General features: G+C 68.7%; 18 protein-coding genes and 1 pseudogene. 10 read left to right on the plus strand and 9 right to left on the minus strand.

Features of this window, described 5'->3' with window-relative positions; translation table 11 throughout:
* Positions 1-5: 5 nt before the first annotated feature.
* From RCH07_RS12685 to RCH07_RS12700, 4 genes are all read right to left on the minus strand, one after another.
* The gene (locus tag RCH07_RS12685) at positions 6-902 is read right to left on the minus strand and encodes a carbohydrate ABC transporter permease (RefSeq protein WP_326967833.1); all 897 of its coding nucleotides are present in this window, start codon (positions 900-902) and stop codon (positions 6-8) included.
* Entirely contained in the window at positions 902-1,867 is a 966-nt protein-coding gene (locus tag RCH07_RS12690) for a carbohydrate ABC transporter permease (RefSeq protein WP_326967834.1), read from the minus strand. Before RCH07_RS12690 ends, RCH07_RS12685 begins: the two co-directional genes overlap by 1 nt.
* Positions 1,846-3,153, minus strand: coding sequence for an ABC transporter substrate-binding protein (locus tag RCH07_RS12695; protein WP_326967835.1), 1,308 nt, complete (start codon positions 3,151-3,153; stop codon positions 1,846-1,848). The genes RCH07_RS12690 and RCH07_RS12695 overlap by 22 nt, the downstream gene beginning before the upstream one ends.
* A 96-nt stretch (positions 3,154-3,249) precedes the next feature.
* Entirely contained in the window at positions 3,250-4,182 is a 933-nt protein-coding gene (locus tag RCH07_RS12700) for an N-acetylmuramic acid 6-phosphate etherase (protein ID WP_326967836.1), read from the minus strand.
* 186 nt (positions 4,183-4,368) lie between these two features.
* Here RCH07_RS12700 and RCH07_RS12705 point away from each other — a divergent pair, with 186 nt between their 5' ends.
* The 6 genes and pseudogenes from RCH07_RS12705 (at position 4,369) to RCH07_RS12730 (ending at position 14,131) form a co-directional block, all read left to right on the plus strand.
* Positions 4,369-5,274: a MurR/RpiR family transcriptional regulator gene (locus tag RCH07_RS12705; protein ID WP_326967837.1), complete on the plus strand. Its 906-nt coding sequence runs from the start codon at positions 4,369-4,371 to the stop codon at positions 5,272-5,274.
* A gap of 128 nt (positions 5,275-5,402) precedes the next feature.
* Positions 5,403-6,014 (plus strand): hypothetical protein, encoded by a 612-nt coding sequence (locus RCH07_RS12710; RefSeq protein WP_326967838.1) that lies wholly within the window; start codon positions 5,403-5,405, stop codon positions 6,012-6,014.
* A gap of 194 nt (positions 6,015-6,208) precedes the next feature.
* Positions 6,209-6,901, plus strand: a pseudogene (locus tag RCH07_RS12715) (YcnI family copper-binding membrane protein); the annotation flags it as partial.
* 164 nt (positions 6,902-7,065) lie between these two features.
* The gene (locus RCH07_RS12720) at positions 7,066-7,740 is read left to right on the plus strand and encodes a DUF4232 domain-containing protein (RefSeq protein ID WP_326967840.1); all 675 of its coding nucleotides are present in this window, start codon (positions 7,066-7,068) and stop codon (positions 7,738-7,740) included.
* Positions 7,741-7,935: 195 nt separating this feature from the next.
* Positions 7,936-13,149 (plus strand): Lhr family ATP-dependent helicase, encoded by a 5,214-nt coding sequence (locus RCH07_RS12725; protein ID WP_326967841.1) that lies wholly within the window; start codon positions 7,936-7,938, stop codon positions 13,147-13,149.
* The gene (locus tag RCH07_RS12730; protein ID WP_326967842.1) at positions 13,142-14,131 is read left to right on the plus strand and encodes an Fpg/Nei family DNA glycosylase; all 990 of its coding nucleotides are present in this window, start codon (positions 13,142-13,144) and stop codon (positions 14,129-14,131) included. Before RCH07_RS12725 ends, RCH07_RS12730 begins: the two co-directional genes overlap by 8 nt.
* Positions 14,132-14,264: 133 nt before the next feature.
* Here the strand turns inward: RCH07_RS12730 and yczE are convergent, their stop codons facing one another.
* Entirely contained in the window at positions 14,265-14,900 is a 636-nt protein-coding gene (yczE, locus tag RCH07_RS12735; RefSeq protein WP_326967843.1) for a membrane protein YczE, read from the minus strand.
* Between the two features lie 61 nt (positions 14,901-14,961).
* Between yczE and yczR the strand changes: the two genes are divergently transcribed.
* On the plus strand, positions 14,962-16,467 hold the full coding sequence (gene yczR, locus RCH07_RS12740) for a MocR-like transcription factor YczR (protein WP_326967844.1): 1,506 nt from the start codon (positions 14,962-14,964) through the stop codon (positions 16,465-16,467).
* 209 nt (positions 16,468-16,676) lie between these two features.
* On the opposite strand, the gene RCH07_RS12745 is transcribed toward yczR, so the two are convergent.
* Positions 16,677-17,369 carry an SRPBCC domain-containing protein gene (locus RCH07_RS12745; protein WP_326967845.1) on the minus strand — a complete coding sequence of 231 codons (693 nt, stop codon included), beginning with the start codon at positions 17,367-17,369 and terminating at the stop codon, positions 16,677-16,679.
* Positions 17,362-18,051: an ArsR/SmtB family transcription factor gene (locus tag RCH07_RS12750; protein ID WP_326967846.1), complete on the minus strand. Its 690-nt coding sequence runs from the start codon at positions 18,049-18,051 to the stop codon at positions 17,362-17,364. The genes RCH07_RS12745 and RCH07_RS12750 overlap by 8 nt, the downstream gene beginning before the upstream one ends.
* A 212-nt stretch (positions 18,052-18,263) precedes the next feature.
* Here RCH07_RS12750 and RCH07_RS12755 point away from each other — a divergent pair, with 212 nt between their 5' ends.
* Both RCH07_RS12755 and RCH07_RS12760 read left to right on the plus strand, forming a co-directional pair.
* Positions 18,264-19,241, plus strand: coding sequence for an RluA family pseudouridine synthase (locus RCH07_RS12755; protein ID WP_326967852.1), 978 nt, complete (start codon positions 18,264-18,266; stop codon positions 19,239-19,241).
* Positions 19,242-19,328: 87 nt separating this feature from the next.
* Positions 19,329-19,952: a DedA family protein gene (locus tag RCH07_RS12760; RefSeq protein WP_326967847.1), complete on the plus strand. Its 624-nt coding sequence runs from the start codon at positions 19,329-19,331 to the stop codon at positions 19,950-19,952.
* Between the two features lie 22 nt (positions 19,953-19,974).
* Here the strand turns inward: RCH07_RS12760 and RCH07_RS12765 are convergent, their stop codons facing one another.
* Both RCH07_RS12765 and ppc read right to left on the minus strand, forming a co-directional pair.
* On the minus strand, positions 19,975-20,280 hold the full coding sequence (locus RCH07_RS12765) for a hypothetical protein (protein ID WP_326967848.1): 306 nt from the start codon (positions 20,278-20,280) through the stop codon (positions 19,975-19,977).
* Positions 20,281-20,381: 101 nt separating this feature from the next.
* Positions 20,382-23,195 (minus strand): phosphoenolpyruvate carboxylase, encoded by a 2,814-nt coding sequence (ppc, locus tag RCH07_RS12770; RefSeq protein WP_326967849.1) that lies wholly within the window; start codon positions 23,193-23,195, stop codon positions 20,382-20,384.
* 916 nt (positions 23,196-24,111) lie between these two features.
* Here ppc and RCH07_RS12775 point away from each other — a divergent pair.
* Positions 24,112-25,356 (plus strand): endonuclease, encoded by a 1,245-nt coding sequence (locus RCH07_RS12775; protein ID WP_326967850.1) that lies wholly within the window; start codon positions 24,112-24,114, stop codon positions 25,354-25,356.
* The last annotated feature ends 140 nt before the right edge of the window (positions 25,357-25,496 follow it).

The raw sequence follows: 25,496 nt of genomic DNA on the forward strand, positions 1-25,496 counted from the left end.
ACCGCTTATTTGCTCATGCCGGCTGTGAGGCCGGCGACGATCTGCTTCGTGGCCACGAGGAAGAGCAGCACCAGCGGGATAGTCGCGATGACCAGGCCCGCGAACAGGGTGGGCCAGTCCGTCTGGTATTCCCCGAAAAACGTGGTCAGCCCGACGGGCAGGGTGTAGTTCTCCTTGGAGCGCATCAGGATCAGCGGGTAGAAGAAGTCGTTCCAGATCGGGACGAAGCGGAAAACGACCACCGTGGCGATCGCGGGTTTCACCAGCGGCAGCATGATGTGCCAGAACATCGTGAAGCTGCCGGCGCCGTCGATCCGGGCCGCTTCCTCCAGCTCCACCGGAAGCTGGCGGAAGAACGACGTCAGCACAAAGACCGAGAACGGAATGCTCAGCGCCGCGTAGACCATGATCAGGCCGAACTTGTTGTCCACCAGCCCCATCGTGTCCAGCAGGTAGAAGACCGGAAGGATGGCCAGGTAGACCGGCAGCATCAGCCCGGACAGGAACACGGCCTCGATAATGCCGGTCACCCGGGACTTGCTCCGTGCCAGTGCGTAGGCGGCCAGCAGCGAGACCACGGTGGAGATGAGCACAGAGCCGATCGTGACGAGCAGGGAGTTGACGAAGAAGGTCCCGAAGGACGCCTGGACCCAGGCTTTGGTGTAGCTGGTGAAGTTCGGGTTCAGCGGCAGCGCCAGAGGGCTCCGCGCCATCTCGCGGGTGGTCCGCAGCGAGCTGAACACCATCACCAGCAGGGGCGCGACGGCGATCACCGCATAGACCCAGAGGAAGCCGGACACGGCGAACCTGCCGGCGGCCCCTTTCCTGGGGGCTGGCTGCCGGCGTTTCGGTGCCGAGGCGGCAGCGCCGGCGTCGGGCTTCTTCGCTGTCAGGAGACTCATCAGGAGAGCTTCCTTTCCCTGCGTCGGATGATGGACGTGAAGACCAGCGCCACGCCGAAGATAAAGAGGAACAGCATGGTTGCCAGGGCCGAGGAGATCCCGATCGCGTTCGACGCCCCGGATTCGAAGGCGGTCCGGTAGAACATCAGGGACAGGACATCGGTGGCTCCGGCCGGCGAACCGGAGGACCCTCCCATGGCGTACGGCAGCGCGAGCGCCTCCATGGATCCGATGAAGGTCAGGATACTCACCGTGCCGATGGCCGAGGTCAGCAGTGGCAGCGTGATCAAGCGGAACCGCTGCCACGCCGTCGCGCCGTCCAGCGACGCCGCCTCGGTCAGCTCCTCAGGAATACCGCCGAGGGCGGCACCGTAAAGCAGGATCGGGAATCCCAGCCACTGCCAGGCCGTGACGAGCACAATAACCCAGAGCGCCGTCGAGGGCTGTCCCAGCCAGGGTTGCGCCAGATCGCCCAGGCCCATCGCCCTGAGCAACGCGTTGACCGGGCCGAACAGCGGCGAGAGCAGCAGCGTCCACAGGTAGCCGATCACCAGCGGGCTGACCAGGTATGGCAGTGTGTAGAGCGTCTGGAACAGTCTCTTGAAGCGCCGGCGCTTGTACAGGAACGAGGCAATGGCCAGCCCGACCGTGTTCTGGAAGACCATCGCCCCGGCGAACAGCAGCAGGTTGTGCATCAGCGCCCGCGGCAGATCCGATTTGAACGGCTCGGCGGTGAAGAGCGTAAAAAAGTTCCCGACGCCGGAGAACGCACCGCGGGCGGTGCCCTGCCAGTCGAAGAAGGAATAGCTGAAAGCCGTGAGCATCGGGTAAAGCACGAAGATCGAGAAAATGACCGCCGCGGGGGCGAGAAAGAACACCGTGGCCGGCCAGCCAAGCGCAGTCCCCGGCCGGCGGGGACTGCGCCAGCGCGGCGCGGACCGGGTCAGCTCTTTGGCTTGAACCACTGTGCGACTCCGTCCTGGACCTTCGCGGCGACACCTGCGGCGTCCTTGCTGCCCAGGAACAGTTCCTGGACCCCGGCGCCCATCAGATCGGTGCCGGAGGGCTGGCCGTAGCGGAAGTCGACCAGCAGGGTGTAGGGGGCGGGGTTCTTCTGGTAAAGGTCCCAGATTTCCTTCATGACCGGGTCGTTGAACGAGACGCCCGCGACCGGAGAGAACTGCTTGAGTTCGTCGACCACCTTCTGGCCGAACTCTTTGGTGCCCATCCACTGCAGCAGCTTCAGGGACGCCTCCTGCTTGGGCGACTTGGCGTTGATGGCCCAGTTGCCGTCGGCATAGGCCGGCGAAACGGGCTTCGGCGAGGCCGATCCGTCCCGGACCGGAACCTGGAAGGCACCAAGGTCAAGGTCCGGGTTCTGCTTCTGGAAGAAGGCGAGTTCGAAAGAGCCGCCCGGGAACATGGCGGCCTGTTCGTTGCTGAACAGCACCTGGGCGTCAGTGTAGCTCACGCCCACGACGTCCTTGGGCATAAAGCCCTGCAGGTCCTTGAGGTTCTGGATGGAACTGACGTACTTGGCATCGGTGAAGGTCTTCTTACCGGACTGGACGGCGTCGCGGAAGTCCTTGCCGCCGTATTCGGCGGAACCAAAGACGTCATGGATGAACGGCATCATCCAGGCGTCCTTGGCGCCGACGGCCAGCGGAGTCATGCCGGAGCCCTTGATCTTTTCGTTGACCTTCACAAAGTCGTCCCAGCTCTTGGGAACCTCGACGCCTGCATCCTTAAAGATCTTTTTGTTGTAAAAGACCTGCATGGTCTGGGTGGCGAACGGAACGCCATAGACCTTCCCGTCGGTCTTGGCCTGGGCGCCCGCCAGGATGGTGGGGTCCATGGTCTTCAGTCCGTCCACCTTCCCTGTGACGTCGGTGAGGTTACCGCCGACGATCAGCGGCTGCAGGGCGCCGTAAGCACGGGCCTGGACGACGTCGGGGCCGTTGCTTCCGGTCAGGCCGGTAGAGAGGATCTGGTTGTACTCGGTGTTCTTGAAGGCCTGGAAGTCGACTTTGACGCAGTTCTTCTCTTCATAGGCCGCGAAGATCTTCTTGTAGGCATCCACATCCTCGGGGCGCCAGGACCAGATCTTCAGCGTTTCCGGCGACGCGCACCCGGCGGCGTTTGTGCCGGCAGCTTTGTCCGCTGCGGTCGACGGTGAGCCGGGCGCGCAGGCGGTGATCGGCAACATGGCGAGCGCAAGTGCCGCGATCAGGTGCCTGGGTCGTACCTTCATTGGTTGATCCTTCTGCTTGGAGGGGCGTGATGCGGGCGTGTTCGGGATGTGTGGTTGATGCCGGCGGCTGCCCGTGGCTGCGAGCCGCCGCCGGTGTCAGACGGCGAGGGAGTCGACGGCGTCGCGCACGCCGCCGCCAACGGCATCGATGGCGTCCCGTGACCGGCCCGGGCCGGTTTCGGTGAGCATCGACACGAGCGCCACCTTCAGGTCGCCGTCGGACGCTGCAAGCGCGGCGCGGCAGGGCTCCTCGCCCTGCCCCGTGGCTTCCATCAGGATCCGGACCGTCCGGGCCCGGAGTTTTTCGTTGGTGGCCAGCACCGAGACCATCAGGTTCGACCAGGTCTTGCCGAGCCGGATCATCAGCGCGGTGGAGAAGCTGTTGAGCATCATCTTCTGAGCGGTCCCGGCCTTGAGCCTGGTTGAACCGGCCAGGGCTTCCGGGCCGGTATCGGCAGCGAGCACGAAGTCGGCCAGCGGCCCGAGCTCCGGGTTCACGGCGCAGGTCATCAGCGCGGTGGGAACGCCGAGCCGGCGGGCACGGTCCAGCGCCCCGCCCACGTAGGGCGTGCGCCCCGAAGCGGCAATGCCGATGACGACGTCGCCGGCCCTGACGTCTGCGGCGTCCGCGAGGCCGGCCTCCCAGGAGTCCTCAAGGTTCTCGACGGCGCGGACCAGCGCTGCGGAGCCACCGGCATGGTGGGCGATGACGGTGCCCTCGGCCAGGTTGAAGGTGGGCATCAGCTCTGCCGCGTCGATGATCCCCAGCCGCCCCGAGGTTCCGGCGCCGAAGTAGTGCACCCGTCCGCCGTCGGCGACCGCCTGCGCCGCGGCCTCAACCAGCAGGGCCATTACCGGCAGCACCTGCCGGACGGCCGCCGGCGCGATCCGGTCCTCATCGTTGAGCGCCTCCAGGATGCCGAGCGTGGTCCGCTGGTCCAGGTCCAGTGTCCGCGGGTTTCTCCCCTCGGTGCTGATATCGAGCCAGGCGCTGCTCAACTGTGCGCTGGTGTGGTTCTCTGAACTCACCGATTTTCCCGTCTCTCAGAAGGCGTTCCGTGATGTGCGTCACCTGAGAACTTACGGGCTGGGTGCCGTTGTGTCAATCGCTTACAACTCAGCGCTTGTCTGTGTAATCTTGTTACACGCCAGGACCGGAATCTTCCGCTGGCACCGCGGGGCTTTCAGTGCCCCCCAGCTGAAGGACGGCCTCCCGTGAGCGCAGTGACAGGAAACATATCGTCGCGGACCGTCCTGGTCCGGATCCGGGCGGCACTGCCCTCGCTGCGCCCTTCCGAGCAATCCATCGGCAACACTGTCCTCGCCGAGCCGGCCCTCGCGGCCACCCTGTCGATCGGTGAACTCGCCGAGAAATGCAGGACATCGACAACCTCGGTGGTCCGCTTCTACAAGAAGATCGGCTACCAGGGCTACTCGGACTTCCGGCTGGACCTGGCCCGGGAAACCACCCGCGAACAGGCTGTCGCCAATGTGAGCGCAGAGATGTACGAGGACATTGCGAAAACCGACTCGCTACAGGATGTGGTGTCCAAAATTGCCTTCAACGAGACGATGTCCATCGCCGATACCGCCCAGGTCCTCGACGTCGCCAGGCTCGCGGACGCCGTCGCCGCGCTGTCCGGCGCGAAACGGATCGACATCTTCGGCGTCGGTGCCAGCGCCTGGGTGGGCCAGGACCTGCAGCAGAAGTTCCACCGGATCGGGATGACGGCGCACAGCTGGTCCGACGCCCATTCGGCCTGGACGTCAGCGGCCCTGCTCGACGCCGGGAGTGTGGCGGTAGCCATCTCGCATTCCGGTTCGACCCTGGACACGATCGAGGCCCTGCGCATCGCCGGCGAGGCAGGCGCCCGGACCGTCGCCATCACCAACCATTCCGACTCACCGCTGGCCCATCTCGCCGAAATCGTGCTGACCACGGCCGCACGCGAGAGCCCGTTCCGCTCCGGGGCACTCGGCAGCCGGATGGCTCAAATGATGGTCACCGACTGCCTGTTTGTCGGCGTCGCCCAGCAGTCCTACGACGCCTCGATCGCGGCGCTCCGGAAGACCTACTCGGCCGTCCAGGGACGGAAGGTGGCACCCGGCGTCCGGCCCTGACGTTACCCTTCGCGGCACGGGCATTTCGCGGCGCCGGCAAGAATTCGCCGCTAGAATCAGGGGACAGCCCGCGGACGGTAGCGCCAGCGGGCGTAACCATAGGCCGCCGCTGGTGAAGGGAGTGCTCCGTGCGTACAGCCGCAAGAGCACCGTTCCACGCCTTACGCTCGGCCATGGTGGCACTCACGGTTGTTTCCCTCGCCGCCGGCGCCCATACTCTGGCCGGCGGGGAACTCCCCGTCCCGGGAATCCTGCTGGCGTTACTGGCCCTGACCGGGCTGGCCTCCACCGCCGCCACCCGGCTGAAGCTCAGCTTCCCCGCCCTGGCGGCCCTGCTTGGCGCCGGGCAGCTCATGCTGCACGAGGCTTTCGCCCTCAGCGGGCAGGTGCCGGCCGGCGCGATCGGGTCCGCGCATCACGCCGGCGCAACCCTCGCACCGGTCGCCGCAGACCAGATCCATCTCCAGCTGCCTGCACTGGGCTCGACACTTCCGCTGCTGATGTTTGCCGGCCACGCGCTGGCAACGCTCGCCTGCGCCCTGCTCCTTGCGAGGGGTGAGGCCGCGCTGTGGTCGCTCGCCGCGTGGCTCCGCCCGCTGCTGCGGCTCCCCGCACCGGTGAAGCCCGACGCCGGCGAGGCGCCTGTCGCGGCCGGCTGGCCCGCGGAGGCCGCCCCGCTCCCCTGGCGGAACCTCCGGCGCGATTGCCGCCGCGGCCCGCCCGCCGTCGTGCTTTCCTGACCTTCCTGATCGGCCGCGGCTGATCCTGCCGACGACACGGCGGGGCTTTGCCGTGCCATCCCATTTTTTGTGCGCCCGCCCGCCGTGCCGCGCGCACGCCCGAAAGGAACCTGCTCTTGAAGACCTCCCAGAAACCAACCCTCCGCCGTCGCGCCCTCACCGCGACGGCCGTGGCCGGCGGAACCGCCGCCCTTATGCTCGCCGGCATCAGCGGCGCCTCGGCCCACGTGGGGGTCACCCCGGACAAGACCGCCGCGAACTCTTACGCCCTGCTCACCTTCGGCATCCCGCACGGCTGCGATGCCGCCGGCACCACGAAGGTGACCATCACGCTGCCCGCCGAACTCAACGACGCCCAGCCCACGGTAAACCCGAACTGGACGGTCCAGAAGGTCACCGAGCAGCTGCCCGAGGCCAAGAAACTGGCGGACGGGACTTCCATCACCAAGCGGACCAGCCAGATCGTCTACACCGCAAAGGCGCCGCTGGAACCGGCCCTCCGTGACGCCGTCGTGCTGTCCGTGAAACTGCCCGATGTGGCCGGGAAGACGCTCTACTTTCCCACCCTGCAGAACTGCGAGCAGGGCCAGACCGACTGGTCGCAGATTCCGCAGGAGGGCCAGGACCCGCACTCGCTGAAGGCACCGGCTCCGTCCGTCGCGGTCACTGAGGCTGCCGCACCTGCCGGGCACAGCGCCCAGGCGGCCGCCGGCTCCGACACCATCTCCGGCGCTGCGTCCGGTACCGTCCCCGGCGGCGCGGCGGGCGACGGCGGCGCGGCGGGCGACGGCGGCGCGGCGGGCGACGACGGCGCCCAGGCCCGCAGCTGGGCCGGACTCGTTGCCGGAGCCGGCGGCCTGGCGCTGGGCGGTGTGGCATTGCTGCGGAGCTGGAGGGACGGGCCCGTGCCGGTCCGCGCTCCGGCACCCGGCTCCGCACCCAGGGAGTTGCTGACCTCGGTTGATGCCCGGAAATCACAATCCGGGCATCAATCGGGCGCCGCCGTCGTGGCGTCGTTGACTCGGGCCACAACGGGCATGAAGGTAGTGCCATGACGGCTCAGCGAATCAACACGAGACTGGTATTTACGACGGCGGCAGCAGCGGCAGCGCTCTTGCTCAGCGGCTGCGGGGGCGGCGGCACAGCCCAGTCCCAGACGTCCGGCACCCCGGCGTCCTCCCCGGCCAGCTCCGCTAGCCAGCCCGCCAGCCCGCCCCCGGCCACTGGCACGGGCGCGGCAAGTGGTCCCGCTTCGTCGGCTCCCGCTTCGTCGGCTCCCGCGGCGCAGGCGACCACCCAGGCCGGCCCCGTCCTCTGCAAGGCTGCCGGCCTCACCGCCGGCACCGATTCCACCGGCGGCGGCGCGGCCGGCAGCGTCTACATGCAGCTGATCCTGACGAACTCCGGCGCCGAGCCGTGCCTGCTGAAGGGCTTCGCCGGCGTCTCCCTCACCGCCGATGCCGCCGGCGCCGCGATTGGTGCCGCAGCGTCCCGTGACACGGCCATGCCGTCCGCCGATGTGCTGCTCGCGCCGGGCCAGGCCGGAACCGCCACCCTGCGCTACACCCAGGCCCGGAACTACTCCGACTGCACCGTCGTTCCCGCGGCAGGCTTCCGGATCTACCCGCCGGAGGACACCGCATCCCTGTTCCTCGCCCAGCCCAGGGACGCCTGCAGCAACGCCGGTCCCGAGCTGTTGACCATCAGCGCGTTCAAGGCCAGGTAGCTCCGCTGTCGCCGAGGTGAGGTTTCGCGCCCATGCCCGCCTGAATCATGGGCGCAAAGTCTCACCTCGCGGGGGTCTGGGCCGCTCGCGGCGGCACCGTCCCGCAACTTCCCGCGGCGGCGGTGCCAAGTTTGCTTATGCCGCCCGGATTACCACCCGCCATTTCCTGTCGGCACCTTAGGGCATGATGGAGGAATGACGCGCCAGGAGCTCTCCGGCGGCGTACTCGCTGCCGATGCCATGGACCGGTTCAGCCGTCCGACCCGGGACTGGTTCCTGGGTGCATTTGCCGCGCCCACCCCGGCCCAGGGCGGCGCCTGGAACGCCATCTCCTCCGGCTCGCACGCCCTTGTGGTCGCTCCCACGGGCTCGGGCAAGACGCTCGCGGCGTTCCTGTGGGCGCTGGACCGGCTGCTCGTCTCCGCACCGGCAGATCCACTCGCCCCCGCCGAGCCGCCAGTGCTGCCGGGGCCCGGCGCCGCAAAAGCTTCCCGGCAGAAGGCCCCCAAGCGGAAAACCCGGGTGCTGTATATCTCCCCGCTCAAGGCCCTCGGGGTCGACGTCGAACGCAACCTCCGCGCGCCGCTGATCGGCATCACCCAGACCGCCAAACGCCTTGGCCTGCCCGCGCCGCTCATCACTGTCGGTGTCCGCTCCGGCGACACCCCGGCGTCGGACCGCCGCTCGCTGCTCAGCCACCCGCCGGATATCCTCATCACCACGCCCGAATCGCTCTTCCTGATGCTGACCTCCAAGGCGCGGGAGACGCTGGCCGAGGTGGACACCATCATCGTCGACGAGGTCCACGCCGTCGCCGGCACCAAACGCGGCGCGCACCTGGCCGTATCGCTGGAACGCCTCGACGAACTGCTGCCTAAGCCGGCCCAACGGATCGGGCTCTCGGCCACCGTGGAGCCGAAGGAACTCGTGGCGCAGTTCCTCGCCGGCTCCGCGCCGGTGGAAATCGTGGCGCCGCCGTCCAGGAAGAACTGGGGTCTGACGGTCTCTGTCCCGGTGGAGGACATGTCCGATCTTCCCGGGGCGGCCGGGGCGTTCGATTCCGGCCCGGCGTCGGGGCTTCAGCCGCAGGCATCGATCTGGCCTCATGTGGAGGAAAAGATCGTGGACCTGGTCCTGGCCAACCAGTCCACCATCGTGTTCGCGAATTCCCGCCGGCTCGCCGAGCGGCTGACCGCCCGGCTCAATGAGATCTACGCCGAGCGGCAGCTGATGGCCGCCGGCGGAGGCTGGGGCGAGTCGGGCGCCGGGGCCCCGGACTTCGAGCCGGTGCCCAATACGGCGCCGGCGCAAAATGCGGTGCCGGTTGCGGCGCCGCCCGCCGGCACGGCAGCGCTGCCTTCCTCCACCGCGACACCGGCGCACATGATGGCGCAGGCCGGCAGCACCGCCGGCGCGGATCCGCTGCTGGCCCGGGCCCACCACGGCTCGGTTTCCAAGGACCAGCGCGCCCTGATCGAGGACGACCTGAAATCCGGCCGGCTGCGCTGCGTCGTGGCCACCTCCTCCCTGGAACTCGGCATCGATATGGGTGCCGTGGACCTCGTGGTGCAGGTCGAGTCCCCACCCTCGGTGGCCAGCGGGCTGCAGCGGGTGGGCCGTGCCGGGCACCAGGTCGGCGAGATTTCCCGGGGCGTGCTGTTCCCCAAACACCGAGCGGACCTCGTGCACACGGCCATCACTGTGGAGAGAATGCTCGCCGGAAAAATCGAGCGGCTCGCTGTCCCGAAAAATCCGCTGGACATCCTGGCCCAGCAGACCGTCGCGGCCACTGCCCTTGGTTCCATCGATGTGGAGGAATGGTTCTCCACGGTCCGGCGGTCCGCTCCGTTCGCCTCGCTCCCCCGCTCCGCGTTCGAGGCCACGCTGGACCTGCTGGCGGGCCGCTACCCCTCCGACGAGTTTGCGGAGCTAAGACCCCGGATCATCTGGGACCGGAACGCCGGCACCATTGAGGGCCGGCCGGGCGCGCAGCGGCTCGCCGTAACCTCCGGCGGGACCATCCCGGACCGCGGCTTGTTCGGCGTCTACATCATCGGCACCGAAGTGGAGGGGTCCGGTTCCTCCGGCGCGGCCGGCTCCGCCAGTGGCGACGGCAGGGCCGCGAGCCCGGCCGCCGCCGCGGCCAAAGGAGGCCGGCGGGTCGGCGAACTCGACGAGGAAATGGTCTACGAATCCCGGGTGGGTGATGTCTTTGCCCTCGGCGCCACGAGCTGGAAGATCGAGGACATCACCCATGACCGGGTCCTGGTCTCGCCCGCCTTCGGACAGCCCGGAAAACTCCCTTTCTGGAAGGGGGACTCCCTCGGCCGGCCCGTGGACCTTGGCCGCGCCCTCGGCGCGTTCATGCGCGAACTCTCCGCGTCCGACGTCGGACCCGCCACCGAACGTTGCAGGGCCAGCGGACTGGACGATTTCGCCGCCAACAACCTGATCCAGTACCTCACCGAACAGAAGCTCGCCACCGAGGTGGTGCCCAGCGACACGACCCTCGTTGTGGAACGCTTCCTCGACGAACTCGGGGACTGGCGCGTGGTGCTGCACAGCCCCTTCGGCATGCCCGTCCACGCGCCGTGGGCCCTCGCCGTGGGGCAGCGCCTGCATCAGCGCTACGGAATGGACGGCTCCGCCATGGCCGCTGACAACGGCATTGTGTTGCGCGTACCCATGATGGAGGACGAGCCGCCCGGAGCCGAGCTGTTCCTGTTCGACCCAGAGGAACTGGAGCAGATCGTGACCGCGGAAGTCGGCGGGAGCGCCCTGTTCGCTTCACGCTTCCGCGAGTGCGCCGCCCGGGCACTCCTCCTGCCTCGGCAAAACCCGGGCAAGCGGCAGCCTTTGTGGCAGCAGCGGCAGCGTTCCGCCCAATTGCTGGATGTCGCCCGGAAATACCCCACCTTCCCTATCGTGCTTGAGACGGTGCGCGAATGCCTGCAGGATGTCTATGATCTTCCCGCCCTGAAAGACATCGCGGCCTCCGTGGAACGGCGCGAACTGCGGATCGTGCAGGCCACCACGCAGCAGCCCTCCCCGTTCGCTAAGTCCCTGCTCTTCGGATATGTGGCACAGTTCCTCTACGAGGGCGATTCTCCGCTGGCCGAGCGCCGGGCCGCCGCGCTGGCGCTGGATTCAACCCTGCTCAACGAGCTCCTGGGCCGGGTAGAGCTGCGCGAACTGCTCGACGTCAAGGTCATCGACGCCACCGAACGGGAGCTGCAGCGCCTCGCCCCGGACCGGCTGGTCCGCGGGCTGGAGGGCGTCGCGGATCTGCTGCGTCTCCTGGGTCCGCTGACCCCGGCGGAAGTCGCCGCCCGGCTGGAACCGGTGGCCGTGTCCGCGCCCGGAGCTGAACCGGCTTCCGCGCCCGTGGCCGGTGCCGGACCACCCGAGACCCGGGAGGACGGGCCCGCCCCGGTGGCTGGACCCCTCCCGGTGGCCGGACCCCTTCCGGTGGCCGCGCCCGCGGACCCCCTTCCGGACGTGCCGGTCGCCGACGCCGCCGCGCACCTGGCCGCGCTCCAGCGCGTCAACCGCGCGATCAAGGTGAACATCGGCGGCGTCGAACGCTACGCGGCGGTGGAAGATGCCGCACGGCTGCGCGATGCCCTTGGCGTGCCGCTGCCCATGGGTGTCCCGCTGGCCTTCATCGAGCCTGTCGCGGATCCGCTGGGCGACCTCGTTTCGCGGTACGCCCGCACGCACGGGCCCTTCACCTCCGCCGAGGCGGCCATTCGGCTGGGACTGGGCGTCGCCGTCGTCGGCACCGCACTGAAACGGCTCGCCGCAGACGGCCGCGTGGTGGAGGGCGAGTTCCGCCCGCACGCCACAGCGCCGGAAACGGCCGTAGTCCCGGCAGCGGCCAAAGCCCCCGGAACCGGGGATCCTGCTTCGGCCGGCGGCACGGACGGGGCCGGGCACAGCATCCCCAGCGCCCCCTCGCTGGCCGGCGTCAGCGAATGGTGCGACGCCGAGGTCCTGCGCAGGCTCCGCCGCCGCTCCCTTGCCGCGCTGCGCGCCGAGGTCGAGCCGGTGGACGCCGCCGCCTACGGCCGGTTCCTGCCGGCCTGGCAGAACGTCAGAACCGCCGGCACACGCAGCCAGTCGGCGCTGCGCGGGCTGGACGGCATCATCACCGCCGTCGACCAGTTGTCCGGGGTGCCCATTCCGGCCTCGGCCTGGGAACCCCTGATCCTTTCCGGCCGGGTGGCCGGTTACCAGCCCGCCATGCTGGATGAGCTGATGGCTGCCGGCGAGGTCCTATGGTCCGGTGCGGGTTCGTTGCCGGGCAATGACGGTTGGGTGAGCCTGCATCTGGCCGAATCGGCCGAGCTGACCCTCAATCCGTCCGTGGACTTCGAGCCGGGCGACGCGCAGCAGCGGCTGCTGGACCATCTGCGGAACAACGGCGGCGGCTACTTCTTCCGCCAGCTGACGGACATTGCGGGTGGCATGGACGCGGTGCTGAGCGATCAGAATGTGGTCTCCGCGCTGTGGGACCTCGCGTGGGCCGGCCGCATCACCGGCGACACCTTCGCCCCGGTGCGCGCGCTGATTGCCGGCGGCCACACCGCGCACCGGCAGGTGGGCCGGGCGCCGCGGGCCCGGGCGCCGCGGATGAGCCGGCTGGGACGCGCCCACGGCACCGGTCTGCTGGGATCCCCCGGGCTGAGCGGCGGCCGCTACGGTTCAGCAGCCGGCACTGCGTCCACTCCCCCGATGGCCGCCGGCCGCTGGTCCGCGCTGCCGGCACCGGAACTGGACGCCACCATCCACGCCCGGGCCACCGCCGAACTCCTGCTCGACCGTTACGGCGTAGTCACCCGCGGCTCGGTTATGGCGGAGAACATCCTCGGCGGCTTCGGCCTGATGTACAAGGTGCTGGCCCGGCTGGAGGAAGCCGGACGGTGCCGGCGCGGCTACTTCATCGAGCACCTCGGCGCGGCCCAGTTTGCCGTGCCGGCCACGGTGGACCGGCTTCGGTCGTTCGCGGAGGACACCCAGCTCACGAAACCTGAGCCCGTGGCACTGGCCCTCGCCGCGACGGACCCCGCCAACCCCTACGGCGCGGCCCTGCCATGGCCCGCCTTGAACGCCGAGGCCGGCACGGGCCACCGGCCGGGCCGGAAGGCCGGCGCCCTGGTGGTCCTGGTCGACGGCGCCCTCATCCTCTACGTGGAACGCGGCGGCAAAACCCTGCTGGCCTTCAACGATGACACCGAGATCCTGGCCGCGGCCGGCGCCGCCCTCGTGGGAGTGGTCACCCGCGGCGCGGTGGACAAACTCATCATGGAGAAAGTCAACGGGCACGGCATCCTGGACACGCCCGTTGCCGCCGCCCTGGCCCACGCCGGCGCGTATTCCACCCCGAAAGGATTGAGGATCCGTGCCTGAGGGCGACTCCGTCTTCCGTGCGGCCGCGGAGCTCCATGCCGCACTGGCCGGCCAGCGGCTGATCTCCTCCGACTTCCGGGTGCCGCGTTTCGCCACGCTCAAGCTCGGCGGCTGGACCGTGCAGGAGGTGGTGCCACGCGGAAAGCACCTGCTCATGCGGCTGCAGGGGCCTGCGGGTCAGGGTCCTGCGGGCCAAGAGCCGACGGATCAGGGTCCTGCGGGTCGGGAGCCTGCAGGCCCGGGGCCGGCGGGCCGGGAGCCTGCAGGCCCGGGGCCGGCGGGCCGGGAGCCTGCAGGCCCGGGGCCGGCGGGCCGGGGTCCAGCGGAACTGGACCGGCTGACCATTCATTCCCACCTCAAGATGGAGGGAACCTGGCAGGTCTATCCGCCGGGCGGGCGCTGGCGAAGGCCCGGCTTCACCGCCCGGTGTGTCCTGCGCACCGCCACGGCGGACGCCGTCGGGTTCTCGCTGGGCATCCTCGACGTGGTCCGCACCTCCGAGGAAGACTCGATCATAGGACACCTTGGTCCGGACCTCCTGGGCCCGGACTGGGATCTGGCCGAGGCGGAGCGGCGGATCCGCGCGGCCCCGGACGTGCCGATCGGGGTCGCGCTGCTGGACCAGCGGAACCTCGCGGGGATCGGCAATATATACCGCTGCGAGGCGTGTTTCCTTTCCGGCGTCCACCCTGCCCTCCCTGTGTCCGCGGTACCCGATCTGGCCGGCCTCGTCACCACTGCCAAGGCGCTGCTGGAAGCCAATCTGGGCCCGGGCCGCCGGACCACCGTGATGAATCCGCGCGGCAGGCTTGTTGGCCGGAAGTCGGGGCTGCCCGGCTACTGGGTCTACCGGCGTGAGCACCAGCCGTGCCTGAAATGCGGGACCCCGGCGCGCCGCGGGGTCCTGGCCAAGGCCACCGGGACGGAAGAGCGGGACATCTACTACTGCCCGAGGTGCCAGCCGTTGCCCGGTCCCGGCTAGCTAGGCTCATGACGCGGAAACGATCCTGCGATGCGCTCTTTGCCTGACGACGCCCGAATTCCGGTGTCGAGCGGAAATCTGCGCGTCGCCGGCGATTTCCAGCGTCGCCGGCGTTCGCGGCGCGTTCGGCGTTCTACGGCACGGGGCGTGCGGCGGCAGGATCGGCCGCCACCACCGGGACCTTCGGCTTAAACTCCGGCACCGTGAACCGCGGCAGCAGGAGCTGGACGAGCGGCCCGATCGCCAGTGCGTAGAGTACGGTGCCGACGCCGATGGACCCGCCAAGCAGCCAGCCGGCACCCAGCACCACCACCTCGATTCCGGTCCGGGAGGCCCGCACCGACCAGCCGGTGCGCCGGGCCAGTCCGGTCATCAGGCCGTCCCGGGGACCCGGTCCCAGGCGGGCGCCGATGTAGCAGGCTGAGGCGATGCCGTTGAGCAGGATGGCCCCGGCAAGCATCCCGATCTGCCCGCCGAGGTGCGATAACGCCGGAATCAGCGCCAGCCCGACGTCGGCAAACACCCCCACCAGCACGGCATTGCAGAGCGTGCCGATGCCGGGCCATTGCCGGAGCGGAATCCAGAGAAGCAGCACAAGGAAGCTGACGATGACCACCACGGTGCCGATACTCAGCCCGGTCTTCACCGCGAGCCCCTGATGGAAGACATCCCAGGGATCCAGGCCCAGCCCGGCGCGGATGAACATCGCGAGGGATACGCCGTACATGGCGAGGCCAAGGAGGAGCTGGAGAAGCCTGCGGGTCATCATGACGCCCATTCTCCCCGAGAACTGGCCTTGCAATCCATAGCCAGTTTGAAATACTGGTTCTATGTCCGGCTCACTGAACCCGAGCTCCCTCGCCCGCCTGCTGGGCGACTGGAACCTCGGCGCCGCCCCCGCCTACCGTGAGCTGGCCGACGTCGTGCGTCTGCTCGTCCTCGACGGCCGTATCCCCCTCGATGTTGCCCTGCCCAGCGAGCGGGCCTTGGCCACGACGCTGGGCAACAGCCGCACCACGGTGACCGCCGCCTATGCACGGCTGCGCGAGCAGGGATTTCTCAGCACCGGCCAGGGCAGCCGGGGCCGGACGTGCCTACCGCACCAGGGATCGCGGGGCAGCCATCAGGGCGGCGCCCTGAACCCGGGCGCCACCCCGAACCTGAGCGGCGCCCCCGGCCTGGCTGTCCCGGCCGGGATCCTCGACCTGGCCTATGCCTCGCTGCCTGCCAGCGGCGAGGTGGTGCACCGGGCTTTCGCCTCGGCCCTCACGGAGCTGCCGGCACTGCTGCCCGGCTTCGGCTACGACGCCCTCGGCGTGGGTGCGCTCCGGGAAGCCATCGCGGCGCGGTATTCGGCGGCCGGAGTGCCCACCAGCGCGCACCAGATCCTGGTGACCTCGGGTGCCCAACACGCGCTGAACATCATCCTGCGCACCCTCGCCGGCCGCTCGGACAAGGTCCTCTTGGAACATCCCAGCTACCCGAATGCCCTCGACGCCATCCGCGCCGCGGGCTGCCGCCCCGTTCCGGTGGCCATGCCCCCGGCCAGCCCGACAGGCCGATCGGGCTGGGATCTGGACGCGCTCGAGGCCGCCCTGCTACAGCAGCGGCCCGCGCTGGCCTACGTGGTGCCGGACTTCCACAACCCGACCGGGCGGCTGATGCCCGATTCCCAGCGGCGCCAGCTGGCCCGTGCCGCCGCCGCGGCCGGCACCGTGCTCGTAGTGGATGAGACGTTGCGGGAATTAAACCTCGACGGCGTCGCATCCATGCCGCTGGCCGCCTTCAGCCCCGCCGTCGTCTCCATCGGTTCACTCAGCAAGTCGCACTGGGCCGGACTGCGGACCGGCTGGATCCGGGCCGGCGAGCCGCTCATCCAGCGCTTCGCCGCGGCCCGGACCACTATGGATCTCGGCGGCCCGGTAGTGGAACAGCTCGCCGCCGCCCACCTGGTCAGAGCGCTCCCGGAACCGCTCCCGGCGCGGCTCGCCTCACTCCGCGGCAACCGGGATGCGCTGCTGGAACTCATCACCGGGAACTTGCCCACCTGGCAGAGCGAACGGCCCGACGGCGGGCTGTCCGTCTGGTGCCGGCTGCCGGCACCGATCAGCACCGCACTGGCCGTGGTGGCCCCTGACTTCGGCATCAGGCTCGCCGCCGGGCCCCGCTTTGGGGTGGGGGGCGCCTTTGAGTACTACCTCCGCGTGCCGTTCACTCTACCGCCGGAGCAGCTCGAGGCTGCGGTGCGGGCATTGCGTGCGGCGCAGGACCGGCTGGAGGCGTCGCCCCAGCTGCGGAGGAACCTCACGGCCGCGCCGGCCGCTGCCATCGCCTGATCCATCCGCGGACTGGGCGCGGGCCGGGTGCGGGCCGGGCGCGGGCCGGGCGCGGGCCGGGCTAATCCAGCCGCTGCCCTGTCTGGCGACGCCCGTACTATCCTGCGCTGCGCAAAATGCCCGGCGACACCCGAATTCGGGTGTCGCCGGGGTTTTTGCGCGTCGCCAGGGCATTTGCGCGTCGCCAGGGCGTTCGGGTGTCACCAGGGCTAGGCATAGACCTTCGCCAGGAAACCGCGCCAGGTCTTTGCCGTGGTTTCGGAGTCCCCGCCGACGCTGAAATCGTGCACCGTCATGCCCACCGGTGCGCCAAAGGCGTTGCGGCCGAAGAAGCGGTACAACGTGTCCGCCGTCCGCAGGCCCAAGAAGTTCCCGTTGGCGAAGTCCACGTCGCCGGTGAGCCGCCCGACGCCGTCGAGCTCCAACTCCACGGTTCCGCCCGGCGCCGCACCCTCCACCCCCATCGCTTTCCTGAGCCGGTCAAAGCCGTCAGCGGCCTGCGAAGCCGCGGGCGCCTGGACGTCGGTGAAGACCACCGGCTTACCGTCGAAATACTTGAGGTACTGGCCCAGGGTGTGCAGGTAGAACTCGGTGTGCTTGGTGGCGCCGTCGTACTGCCCGTCCCAGTTGTCCGCGAAGATGCCGCTGTGGACGTAGTGCAGCTTGGTCCGGCCGCCGCCGAGGGGTGCCAGCACATGCTCCAGCTGGTTGAACCATCCATCCGCGCCGTCCATCCGGGAGACCAGGTGGGTGGGGTACTCCTCGACGGACCGCACGGCCGGCCATTCGTCCGTGGGGAACATCCAGGCCGGAGTGTCCTTGGTGACCGCGTTCCAGACCCGCTCCGGGGTGCCGGGGAGTTCGGCGTCGTAGACGATCTCGAATTTTCGTTTCTCAGGCATTGTCCTGCTCCTTTGCTGTTGGGGTTGTCGTCGATTCTTGCGGGGGTGATGCTTCCACTGATGGCTTGAGTGCCGGGTGAAGCGCGACGACGATGCGGTACCTGCGCCCGCCACCGGCCGGGGCGCCACCTGCTGGCCCGCCACCCGCAGGGGCGCCGCGAGCGCCGTCGTCGTATTTGTTCACGAGCCGGGTGACGGCGGCGCTGAACTCCTCGGCGAAGGCAGCCCGGTCCTTGGCCGTCCGGAAGGTAATCTCGCCGTCGATCGCGAAAGTGGGGAGTTTCTGCCTGGCCGCCGCAGCGCCGGCGATCAACTGGCCGACTTCCTGGACCAGCCGGCCGGCGAGCGCCAACAGCCAGAAGGCGGAAAACCGGTCGGAGAACCGGCGCGGATCCGGGGCCACCGATGCCAGCGCCGCCGGGGAAATCAGGTACGAGGCCGCCGTCGCCCGCATAATGCGCTCCGTGACGTTGCCCTTCCGGCGCTCCTCGACGAGTTCGACCAGACCGTGCCGCTCCAGGGCCTTCAGGTGGTAGTTCACCTTCTGCCGCGAAAGCCCCACCTTGGCCGCGAGCTGCGTGGCCGAGCCTGGTTCGGCCAGCTCCAGCAGGATCCGGGTGCGGATGGGGTCCAGCGAGGCCTCCGCCGCGGCCGGGTCCTCAATCACTTCGATGTCCAACATGGCTCAAGTCTGGCCTCCGACAGTTTTATTTGTCAAGACCTTTTTTGCCGTCGGTTCGCCGTTTCGACGGTTTCCTTCCGGTTCGATGCCCGGAAGCATCTAGCCGGCGGGGAACCGTCGAAATGGCGGGTGCGGGCGAGGTGCGGGCGGGGTGCGGGCGGGGCGAGGGCCGGGGTGGGGGGAGGGCACAGGCGAAGTAGAATGGGTCGGTGATGCGATCCCCCCTTCCCGTGCGCGACGGCGTCAACGCCACCCGTCTCCGCCTCCCGGACGAGGGCCCCTGGGACACCGCGATGGACTACATGATGCACCGCTGGGGCCACATCGACCCGCAGGGCATCGAGGACCGGTTCGACGCCGGGGAGATCGTCGGCGAGGCCGGCACCGCGCTGGACCGCACCACGCCGATGCGGGACAACACCTTCATCTGGTATTACCGCACGCTGCCGCCGGAGACCCGGATTCCCGTGGAACTGAACATCCTGCACCAGGACGATCACCTCCTCGTGGTGGACAAGCCGCACTTCCTGCCCACGACACCCGGCGGCACCTACATCCAGGAGTCGGCCCTGGTCCGGCTCCGGAACCAGCTCGGGCTGCCGGATCTCATCCCGATGCACCGACTGGACCGCATGACGGCCGGCATCCTGCTGCTCTCCACCAACCCCGAGACCCGGGGCAAGTACCAGGTGCTCTTCGAAAAGCGCCAGGTGCGCAAGGAGTACGAGTGCGTCGCCGCGGCCGAGCCCGCCGCCGGGCACCCTGCCGTCGACTTCCCTGTGGTGGTCCGCAACCGGATGACGAAGTCCCGCAGCTACCTGCTTGCCGAGGTGATCGGCGGCGAGCCCAACGCGGAGACCCGCATCGAGCAGCTGCGGACGTTCGACGCCGGCCCGGACGCCGGGCCCAACGCCGCATCCGACAACACTTGCCAGCGACAGGCCAGCCAGCGCCGCACGCTGTACCGGCTGGAGCCGCACTCGGGAAAGACCCACCAGCTTCGTGTGCATATGGCGTCGCTGGGACTGGGAATCGTCAACGACGCCTTCTATCCGGAGCTGCTGGACAAGGCCCCGGACGATTACACCAAGCCGCTGCAGCTCCTGGCCCGCGGCATCAGCTTCGTTGACCCCATCACCGGCACGGCCGCGGAATTCCGCAGCGGGCTGGAGCTCAGCGAGGCACCGTAGCTCCGCTGCTGGGGCCCCTCCCGCGGTTAGGGAAGGCTGCGGCCCGTCAGGACACGGCGAACCCCGGAAGTGCGATACCTTGTGCCCATGGACTTAGGCAACGTGGACGCTTGGGGCGCCGCGATCTATTTCTGGGTGATCCCCATCGTCATGAGCGACGCCATCTTCCCGCCTGTTCCATCCGAAATGGTGGTGATCACCGGCGGCGCCCTGGCGGCGGATGGCCGGGTCAACGCGTTCCTCCTCGTGGTCCTCGCGGCCCTCGCGTCCTGGCTCGGCGACATCCTGGTGTTCCAGCTCTTCAAACGTCGGCTGAGCCATGTGCTGGACCGCTGGCGCTGGGGCCGCACGTTTCATCAGGCCGTGCACAGAGCCATCGGAAAGGCCGGCCGGTCCTCCACCTACGGTGCGATCATCGGCGTCCGGTTCATCCCCGGCGGGAGGCTGGCGACGACGGCAGCCGCCGGCATCGCCAACGTCTCCACCCGCGGCTTCAGCCTCTGCGCCGCCCTCGGCGGGATTCTCTGGGCGGTCTGGTCGGTGGGCCTCGGCTACGTGACGGGAGCGGCCACCGGCCTGCCGTTCTGGGCGAGCTCGCTGATCGGCGTCGGCCTCGGGATCGTGATCGGCGTCGTCATCGGCATTGTCATCACCCGGCGCCGGGGCGACCGCTCCCCCGTGGAGGGCCCGGAGCAGGAACTGGATTTCTGACGCCGGCTCCTCCCCTTGCGGGCTAGACCGGCGCCCAGCGGCCCCGGTTGCGGCGGAGCACAGTCAGGTTTCCGGTCACCGCAACGCGTTCGACGGCGTCGCGCATCATCGCCGCCGACTCCCGCGCCTGGTTGTTCTCGCCGCTGTACGAGGTGGCTTCCACCAGGAATCGCAGACTCAATTGCGGCACGCCGCCGGCCAGCTCCAGCTGGTTCGCCTCGACATGGTGCCGCGTCTCCAGTGCCTCCACGGCTGCCGCCATCACGGCCTCCGGCGGGTTGCCCGGCTTGAGCCCGGTGATCTTGAGTCTGCTCTGGAACGACGGCATGGAACAACCCTATCCGCCCCGCCGACGCCTCTTCACCTGAGGTGAGGGCGTGCCACGAAAAGCACGGCGGAACGTGCGGGAGCGTCAAAATCGGGTGACGGTTACCCCGTGTTGCGCAGGCCCGCGGCGACTCCGTTGACGGTGATCAGCATGGCGCGCTGGAGGCGCTCGTCGATCCCGGCCCCGGATGTGCAGCCCGCCGCCTCGGCCCGCACGCGGCGCAGCAGCTCCACCTGCAGGTAGCTGATCGGATCCAGGTACTGGTCCCGGATCTCCAGTGAGCGTTTAAGCGTGGGCTGGGCGTCCAGGAGCAGGTCCTCGCCGGTGAGCTTCTGGAGCTCGGCCACGGTCAGCTCGTATTCGGCCCTGATGGCGCGGAACAGGTGGTGCAGCTCCGCCGGGACCAGGGTGGAGACGTAGTAGCCTGCGATGTCCATGTCCGTCTTTGCCAGCGTCATTTCCACGTTGGAGAGCACGGAGCGGAAGAACGGCCAGCGCTCCATCATCTCCACCAGCTGGGCCGAGTTTCCGGCGTCGCGGGCTGCCCGCAGCCCGGAGCCGACGCCGAACCAGCCCGGCACGATCTGCCGCGACTGGGTCCAGCCGAACACCCACGGGATGGCACGCAGGCCCTCGAGCCCAGCACCGGAATCGGGCCGCTTGGACGGCCGCGAGCCGATGTTCAGCGAACCCAGCTGCTCCACCGGGGTCGACGCCATGAAGTAGGCGGGCAGGTCCGGATCATCGATCAGCGTCCGGTACCGGGCAAACGCGGCGTCGGAGATGGTCTCCATGACGTGGGCGTAGCGCTCGCGCTGGTCCTCCGAGGTGCGCGGAGTTCGGTGCAGCGCGGATCCCTGCATGACCGCCGCGAGGGAGAGTTCCAGGTTCTCACGGGCCAGCTCGGGCAGGGAGTACTTGTCCGAAATGACTTCGCCCTGCTCGGTGAACTTGATTTCGCCCTCCAAGACACCGTTGGGCTGGGCCATGATCGCGTCATAGGTCGGCCCGCCGCCGCGGCCCACGGAGCCGCCGCGGCCGTGGAAGAGACGCACCCGGACGCCGTGCTTCGCCGCGACATCGCGCAGTTTGCGCTGGGTCTTGTGGATCTCCCACTGACTGGTCATCACGCCGGATTCCTTGTTGGAGTCCGAGTAGCCGAGCATGACTTCCTGCACGTCCCCGCGGAGCCGGACCAGCTCGCGGTAGGAGGAGTCGGCGAGCAGCCGGTCCACGATCTCGGCCGAGGCCCGCAGTTCCTCCACGGTCTCCAGCAGCGGGGCGAAGCCGATCCTGGCGTACGGGGCCTCGCCGAAGAGACTCACGAGCCCGGCCTCGCGGGCCAGCACGGCCGCGGCCAGGACGTCGTCCGCGCCGCGGGTCATCGAGATGATGTACGTTTCGATGACGTCGGGGCCGTAGGTCCGTAAGGCCCGCCGGATCTCACGGAAGACGTCGTACGTGCCGTCCGCGACGCCGTCGAGCTTGATCGGGTGGCCGGAGAGCGGGCGGCGGGAGGCCAGCTCCGAGCCCAGCACCTCGAGCCGCTCGGGCCGGCTCAGTTCCGCGTACCGGACGCCCGGACCGCCGAGCCGGTCCATCAGCTGCCCGACGGCGTCATGGTGGTAGTCGGCGTGCTCGCGGATGTCCAGGGTGGCCAGGTGCAGGCCGAAGGAGGCGATGGCGCGGCGGACCCGGGCCAGGGCGCCGTCGGCCGCAAGTGCGCCATGGTGGTTCCGCAGCGAGTGCTCCAGAAGTCCCAGCTCGGCCAGGAGCTCCGCGGTGGCTGTGTAGTCGCGGCCCGGCTCATGCGCCGAGCCGGCCGCCACGCGCCGCGCGGTGTTGAGCAGTTTGGCCTTGATACAGGTGAGTTTGAGTCGGTACGGCTCCTGGGCGTTGAGCTCCAGAACCCTGGGGTCCAGCCCCGGGAGGTTCTTGAGGTCGACGTCGATCGAGTCCAGCAGTTGCCGGTCCGCCCCGGCGAGCGCCGTCGAGTTGGAGAGGATGGAGATGAGCCCGTCGATCAGGCCGATGCTGATCCGGACGGCGTGCTGGTTCTGGAGCTGCAGGACCTCGCGGGTGACGGCAGCGGTGACGTTGGGGTTACCGTCCCTGTCACCGCCGATCCAGGACCCGAAGCGGATCGGTGCCTTCTCCGCCGGCAGCGTGACACCGTGCTCGCCGAGGAGGTCGGAAAGGTCGGAGAGCATTTCCGGCATGGCATCGGTGAGGATACCGGTGAGGTAGTAGATCGCGTTCCGTGCCTCGTCCACCGGTGTGGGGCGGACCTGTCGGAGCTCGTCCGTCTGCCACATCTGGTCGATTACCTCAGCGAGCTGGCGGTCCTGCCGGCGGCGCGCGGAGGTGCCGTCCTTCGTGGACTCGGCGAGGATGTCGGAGAGCCGGCGGACCTTGTCCAGCACGGAGCGGCGGGAGGCCTCGGTGGGGTGCGCGGTAAAGATCGGCCGGACGTCGAGCTCGTTGACGACTTCCTGCAGCACGGCGGTTCCGGCCTGGGCCGCGATGTCGGCGACGGCCCTGGCGAGCCAGCCGTCCTTTTCCCGGCGGTTGCGCAGCCCGCGGACGCGGTGGACCTGCTCGGCGGCGTTGGCCAGGTGGAAGTAGAAGGCGAAGGCACGGACCAGGTCGGTGGCCTGCTCAAGGGGCAGGGAGCCGAGCAGCTCGCGGACCTGCGCGACGACGTCGTACGAACTCCACGGCCCGGTCGCATCGGCACCGCCCCGGGCGGCCTCCTTGGATTCCTTGGTCAGCAGGCGCACCTGTTCCACCCGGTCCAGGAGCTCGGGGCCATGCTGGCGGACAAGGGATTCGCCGAGGAGGGTGGACACCCGGCGGACGTCGGCCCGCAGCTCGGAGGCCAGATCGGTGCCGGGATTCATTGCAGTGTCAGCCATGGAAACTATCTCTCGAGGGGTCGACTTGGCTCGTACACTGCGTTGGATACTGTGAGCCGGGTTACGTGGTCCTAAGGGATGCTACCCGCAGCCCGGGCAGCAGGGGAATCCGTCTCAGATAGTGTCAGGCTCTTTGACCGGGATCTCGCGGGGTGCTGAGGCCGGCGCCCCGCGGCCGGACTTTTGCCCCGGTCCCGCGGGCGGCAGGACAATCCGGCCGGGGGAGCTGAAAGCGTCTCGCGATTTCGTAACACCTTGGCCCATCCCAGCCGGACCGGCCCAGGCTCCGGGGGCGCCGGTCCCCCCGCCTCCGCGGTCGTCGTCCTTGCCGCAACGTTTGCAGCGCTTATATAAGGCGCCGTCGTCGGCGTGTTCGATGTGCCAATCGTGCTGAATGTTCAGCTTGCACAGCAGGGCCTTGAGCATGATCTTCTCCGATCGATTCGAAAGCCGGCGGAGGTCGGTAATCTAATCATCGCCTTCGTGCCGCCGCCGCAGAAGACATAGGGCTGGCTTCTTTCTTCCTGCTCTAAGAATCAAAGGGGTCAGGCGCAAAGTGGAAGGACAGAGCGCCATCCGCCAACGCAAAGTCTCCCGTGGCACCGTCCCGTGGCCTTCGACAGCGAAACCTCCAAAGGCCGGGCGACGTCGGGCAGTCCTTCAACACTTTCTAACAGTGGCGCAGCATTGTCACGCACTAGCCCCAAAGCCGCAGCCAGGCACAGCGCTATCAAGCGAGCCCGCCAGCTGAACGGCGCCCGAACCCCCGCTGAATTGCCAGGGAATATCCGGTGCCCCGCCCTGCCGGCTCTTCCGTTGAGCATGTTGTTGACATATCTTGATTTGTCATTGACAAATACTGTCAATGACACTCGTGCCGTCACCCTCGGCGATCAGCCTGCCTCAAGGAGCCCCAATGAACGCTGCCCCGCCTCCCCCGGTCCCGCCCGTCCGGCTGCGAAGAGCGCGAGCCGGAACGGCCGCACGCAACCCGCTGCTCGCCGTCGCGCTGGTCCTCAGCCTGCTCTTCGCTTCTCTGGTGGCGCAGTCCGCGTCGGCGCCGGGATCACAGGCCGCCACACCGCTCACCGTTGCCCAGGCCATCGCAACCCAGAACGGCTCGACGGCGGCGGTGGCCGGCTTCGTTGTGGGCCAGCCGACGGCGGCGGGCACCGTGATCCGCAGTGGCTTCTCTGGTGACACGGCCATTGCGATTGCAGACTCGGCCACCGAGACCAACACGGCAAAAATCCTCTACCTCCAGGTCACCACGGCCTACCGCACCAACTTCGGCCTCCGGAGCAATCCTGCACTCCTGGACAGGAGGATCGAGGTCACCGGCCAGCTGACGGCCTATTTCTCACACCCCGGGCTAAAAAGTCCCGGCAGCATGGCCCTGTCCGGGCCGCCGTCGCCAACGCCCACAGCCACAGCCACCACGACAGCAACGCCCACGCCAACGCCCGCCCCGACCCCGGGCGATTACTACGGCCCGGCCGCAGGGAAGACCGGGACAGCGCTGGAGGCCAGCCTGCACCAGATCATCTCCGGTCAGCGGCGCCTCAGCTACGACCAGGTCTGGGACGCCCTCAAGGACACAGACCAGGACCCGGCCAACAGCAGCAACGTGGTCCTGCTGTACACCGGCCGCTCACAGTCGAAGACCACCAACGGCGGCGGCGTGGATGACTGGAACCGGGAACATGTCTGGGCGAAGTCGCACGGCGACTTCGGCACCGCCACGGGCCCCGGGACGGACGTCCACCACCTGCGTCCCACCGATGTCACCGTCAACTCCGCGCGCGGCAACAAGGACTTTGACCTCGGCGGCACCCAGTCCGCGGAGGCACCGGGCAACTACACCGACGCCGATTCGTGGGAGCCCCGCAACGCCGTCAAGGGCGATGTGGCCAGGATGATCATGTACATGGCCGTCCGCTACGAGGGAGGCGACGGCTTCGCCGATCTGGAAATGAACGACCTCGTCAACAACGGCTCAGCGCCGTACATGGGAAAGCTGAGTGTGTTGTTGGAATGGAACCGGACGGACCCGCCGGACTCCTTTGAACAGCGTCGGAACCAGCGCATTTATGAGGTGTGGCAAGGCAACCGGAACCCGTTCGTGGACCACCCGGAGTACGCCGACGCCATCTGGAACTGACCGCGTTCCCCGCCCCGGCAACGTAGCGGTCTGTCGGGGCGGGGCCTAGTACTACAGTCGCGTTTATTTTGGCTGTATCGGCGTTTTAATCGGACTTTTGCCCCGAATCCTGTTAATCATGACGGGTGAACGATGATATT

This window comes from Arthrobacter sp. CG_A4 (genome assembly GCF_035985125.1).
Lineage (GTDB): Bacteria > Actinomycetota > Actinomycetes > Actinomycetales > Micrococcaceae > Arthrobacter.

Bases quoted from the DNA above. Each gene is read 5' to 3' on its own strand.
- RCH07_RS12695 (WP_326967835.1), bottom strand. From the start codon at position 3,153: ATGAAGGTACGACCCAGGCACCTGATCGCGGCACTTGCGCTCGCCATG.
- RCH07_RS12720 (WP_326967840.1), top strand. From the start codon at position 7,066: ATGACGGCTCAGCGAATCAACACGAGACTGGTATTTACGACGGCGGCA.
- RCH07_RS12755 (WP_326967852.1), top strand. From the start codon at position 18,264: ATGCGATCCCCCCTTCCCGTGCGCGACGGCGTCAACGCCACCCGTCTC.
- RCH07_RS12745 (WP_326967845.1), bottom strand. From the start codon at position 17,369: ATGCCTGAGAAACGAAAATTCGAGATCGTCTACGACGCCGAACTCCCC.
- RCH07_RS12760 (WP_326967847.1), top strand. From the start codon at position 19,329: ATGGACTTAGGCAACGTGGACGCTTGGGGCGCCGCGATCTATTTCTGG.
- RCH07_RS12725 (WP_326967841.1), top strand. From the start codon at position 7,936: ATGACGCGCCAGGAGCTCTCCGGCGGCGTACTCGCTGCCGATGCCATG.
- yczR (WP_326967844.1), top strand. From the start codon at position 14,962: ATGTCCGGCTCACTGAACCCGAGCTCCCTCGCCCGCCTGCTGGGCGAC.
- RCH07_RS12765 (WP_326967848.1), bottom strand. From the start codon at position 20,280: ATGCCGTCGTTCCAGAGCAGACTCAAGATCACCGGGCTCAAGCCGGGC.
- RCH07_RS12685 (WP_326967833.1), bottom strand. From the start codon at position 902: ATGAGTCTCCTGACAGCGAAGAAGCCCGACGCCGGCGCTGCCGCCTCG.
- ppc (WP_326967849.1), bottom strand. From the start codon at position 23,195: ATGGCTGACACTGCAATGAATCCCGGCACCGATCTGGCCTCCGAGCTG.
- RCH07_RS12775 (WP_326967850.1), top strand. From the start codon at position 24,112: ATGAACGCTGCCCCGCCTCCCCCGGTCCCGCCCGTCCGGCTGCGAAGA.
- RCH07_RS12750 (WP_326967846.1), bottom strand. From the start codon at position 18,051: ATGTTGGACATCGAAGTGATTGAGGACCCGGCCGCGGCGGAGGCCTCG.
- yczE (WP_326967843.1), bottom strand. From the start codon at position 14,900: ATGATGACCCGCAGGCTTCTCCAGCTCCTCCTTGGCCTCGCCATGTAC.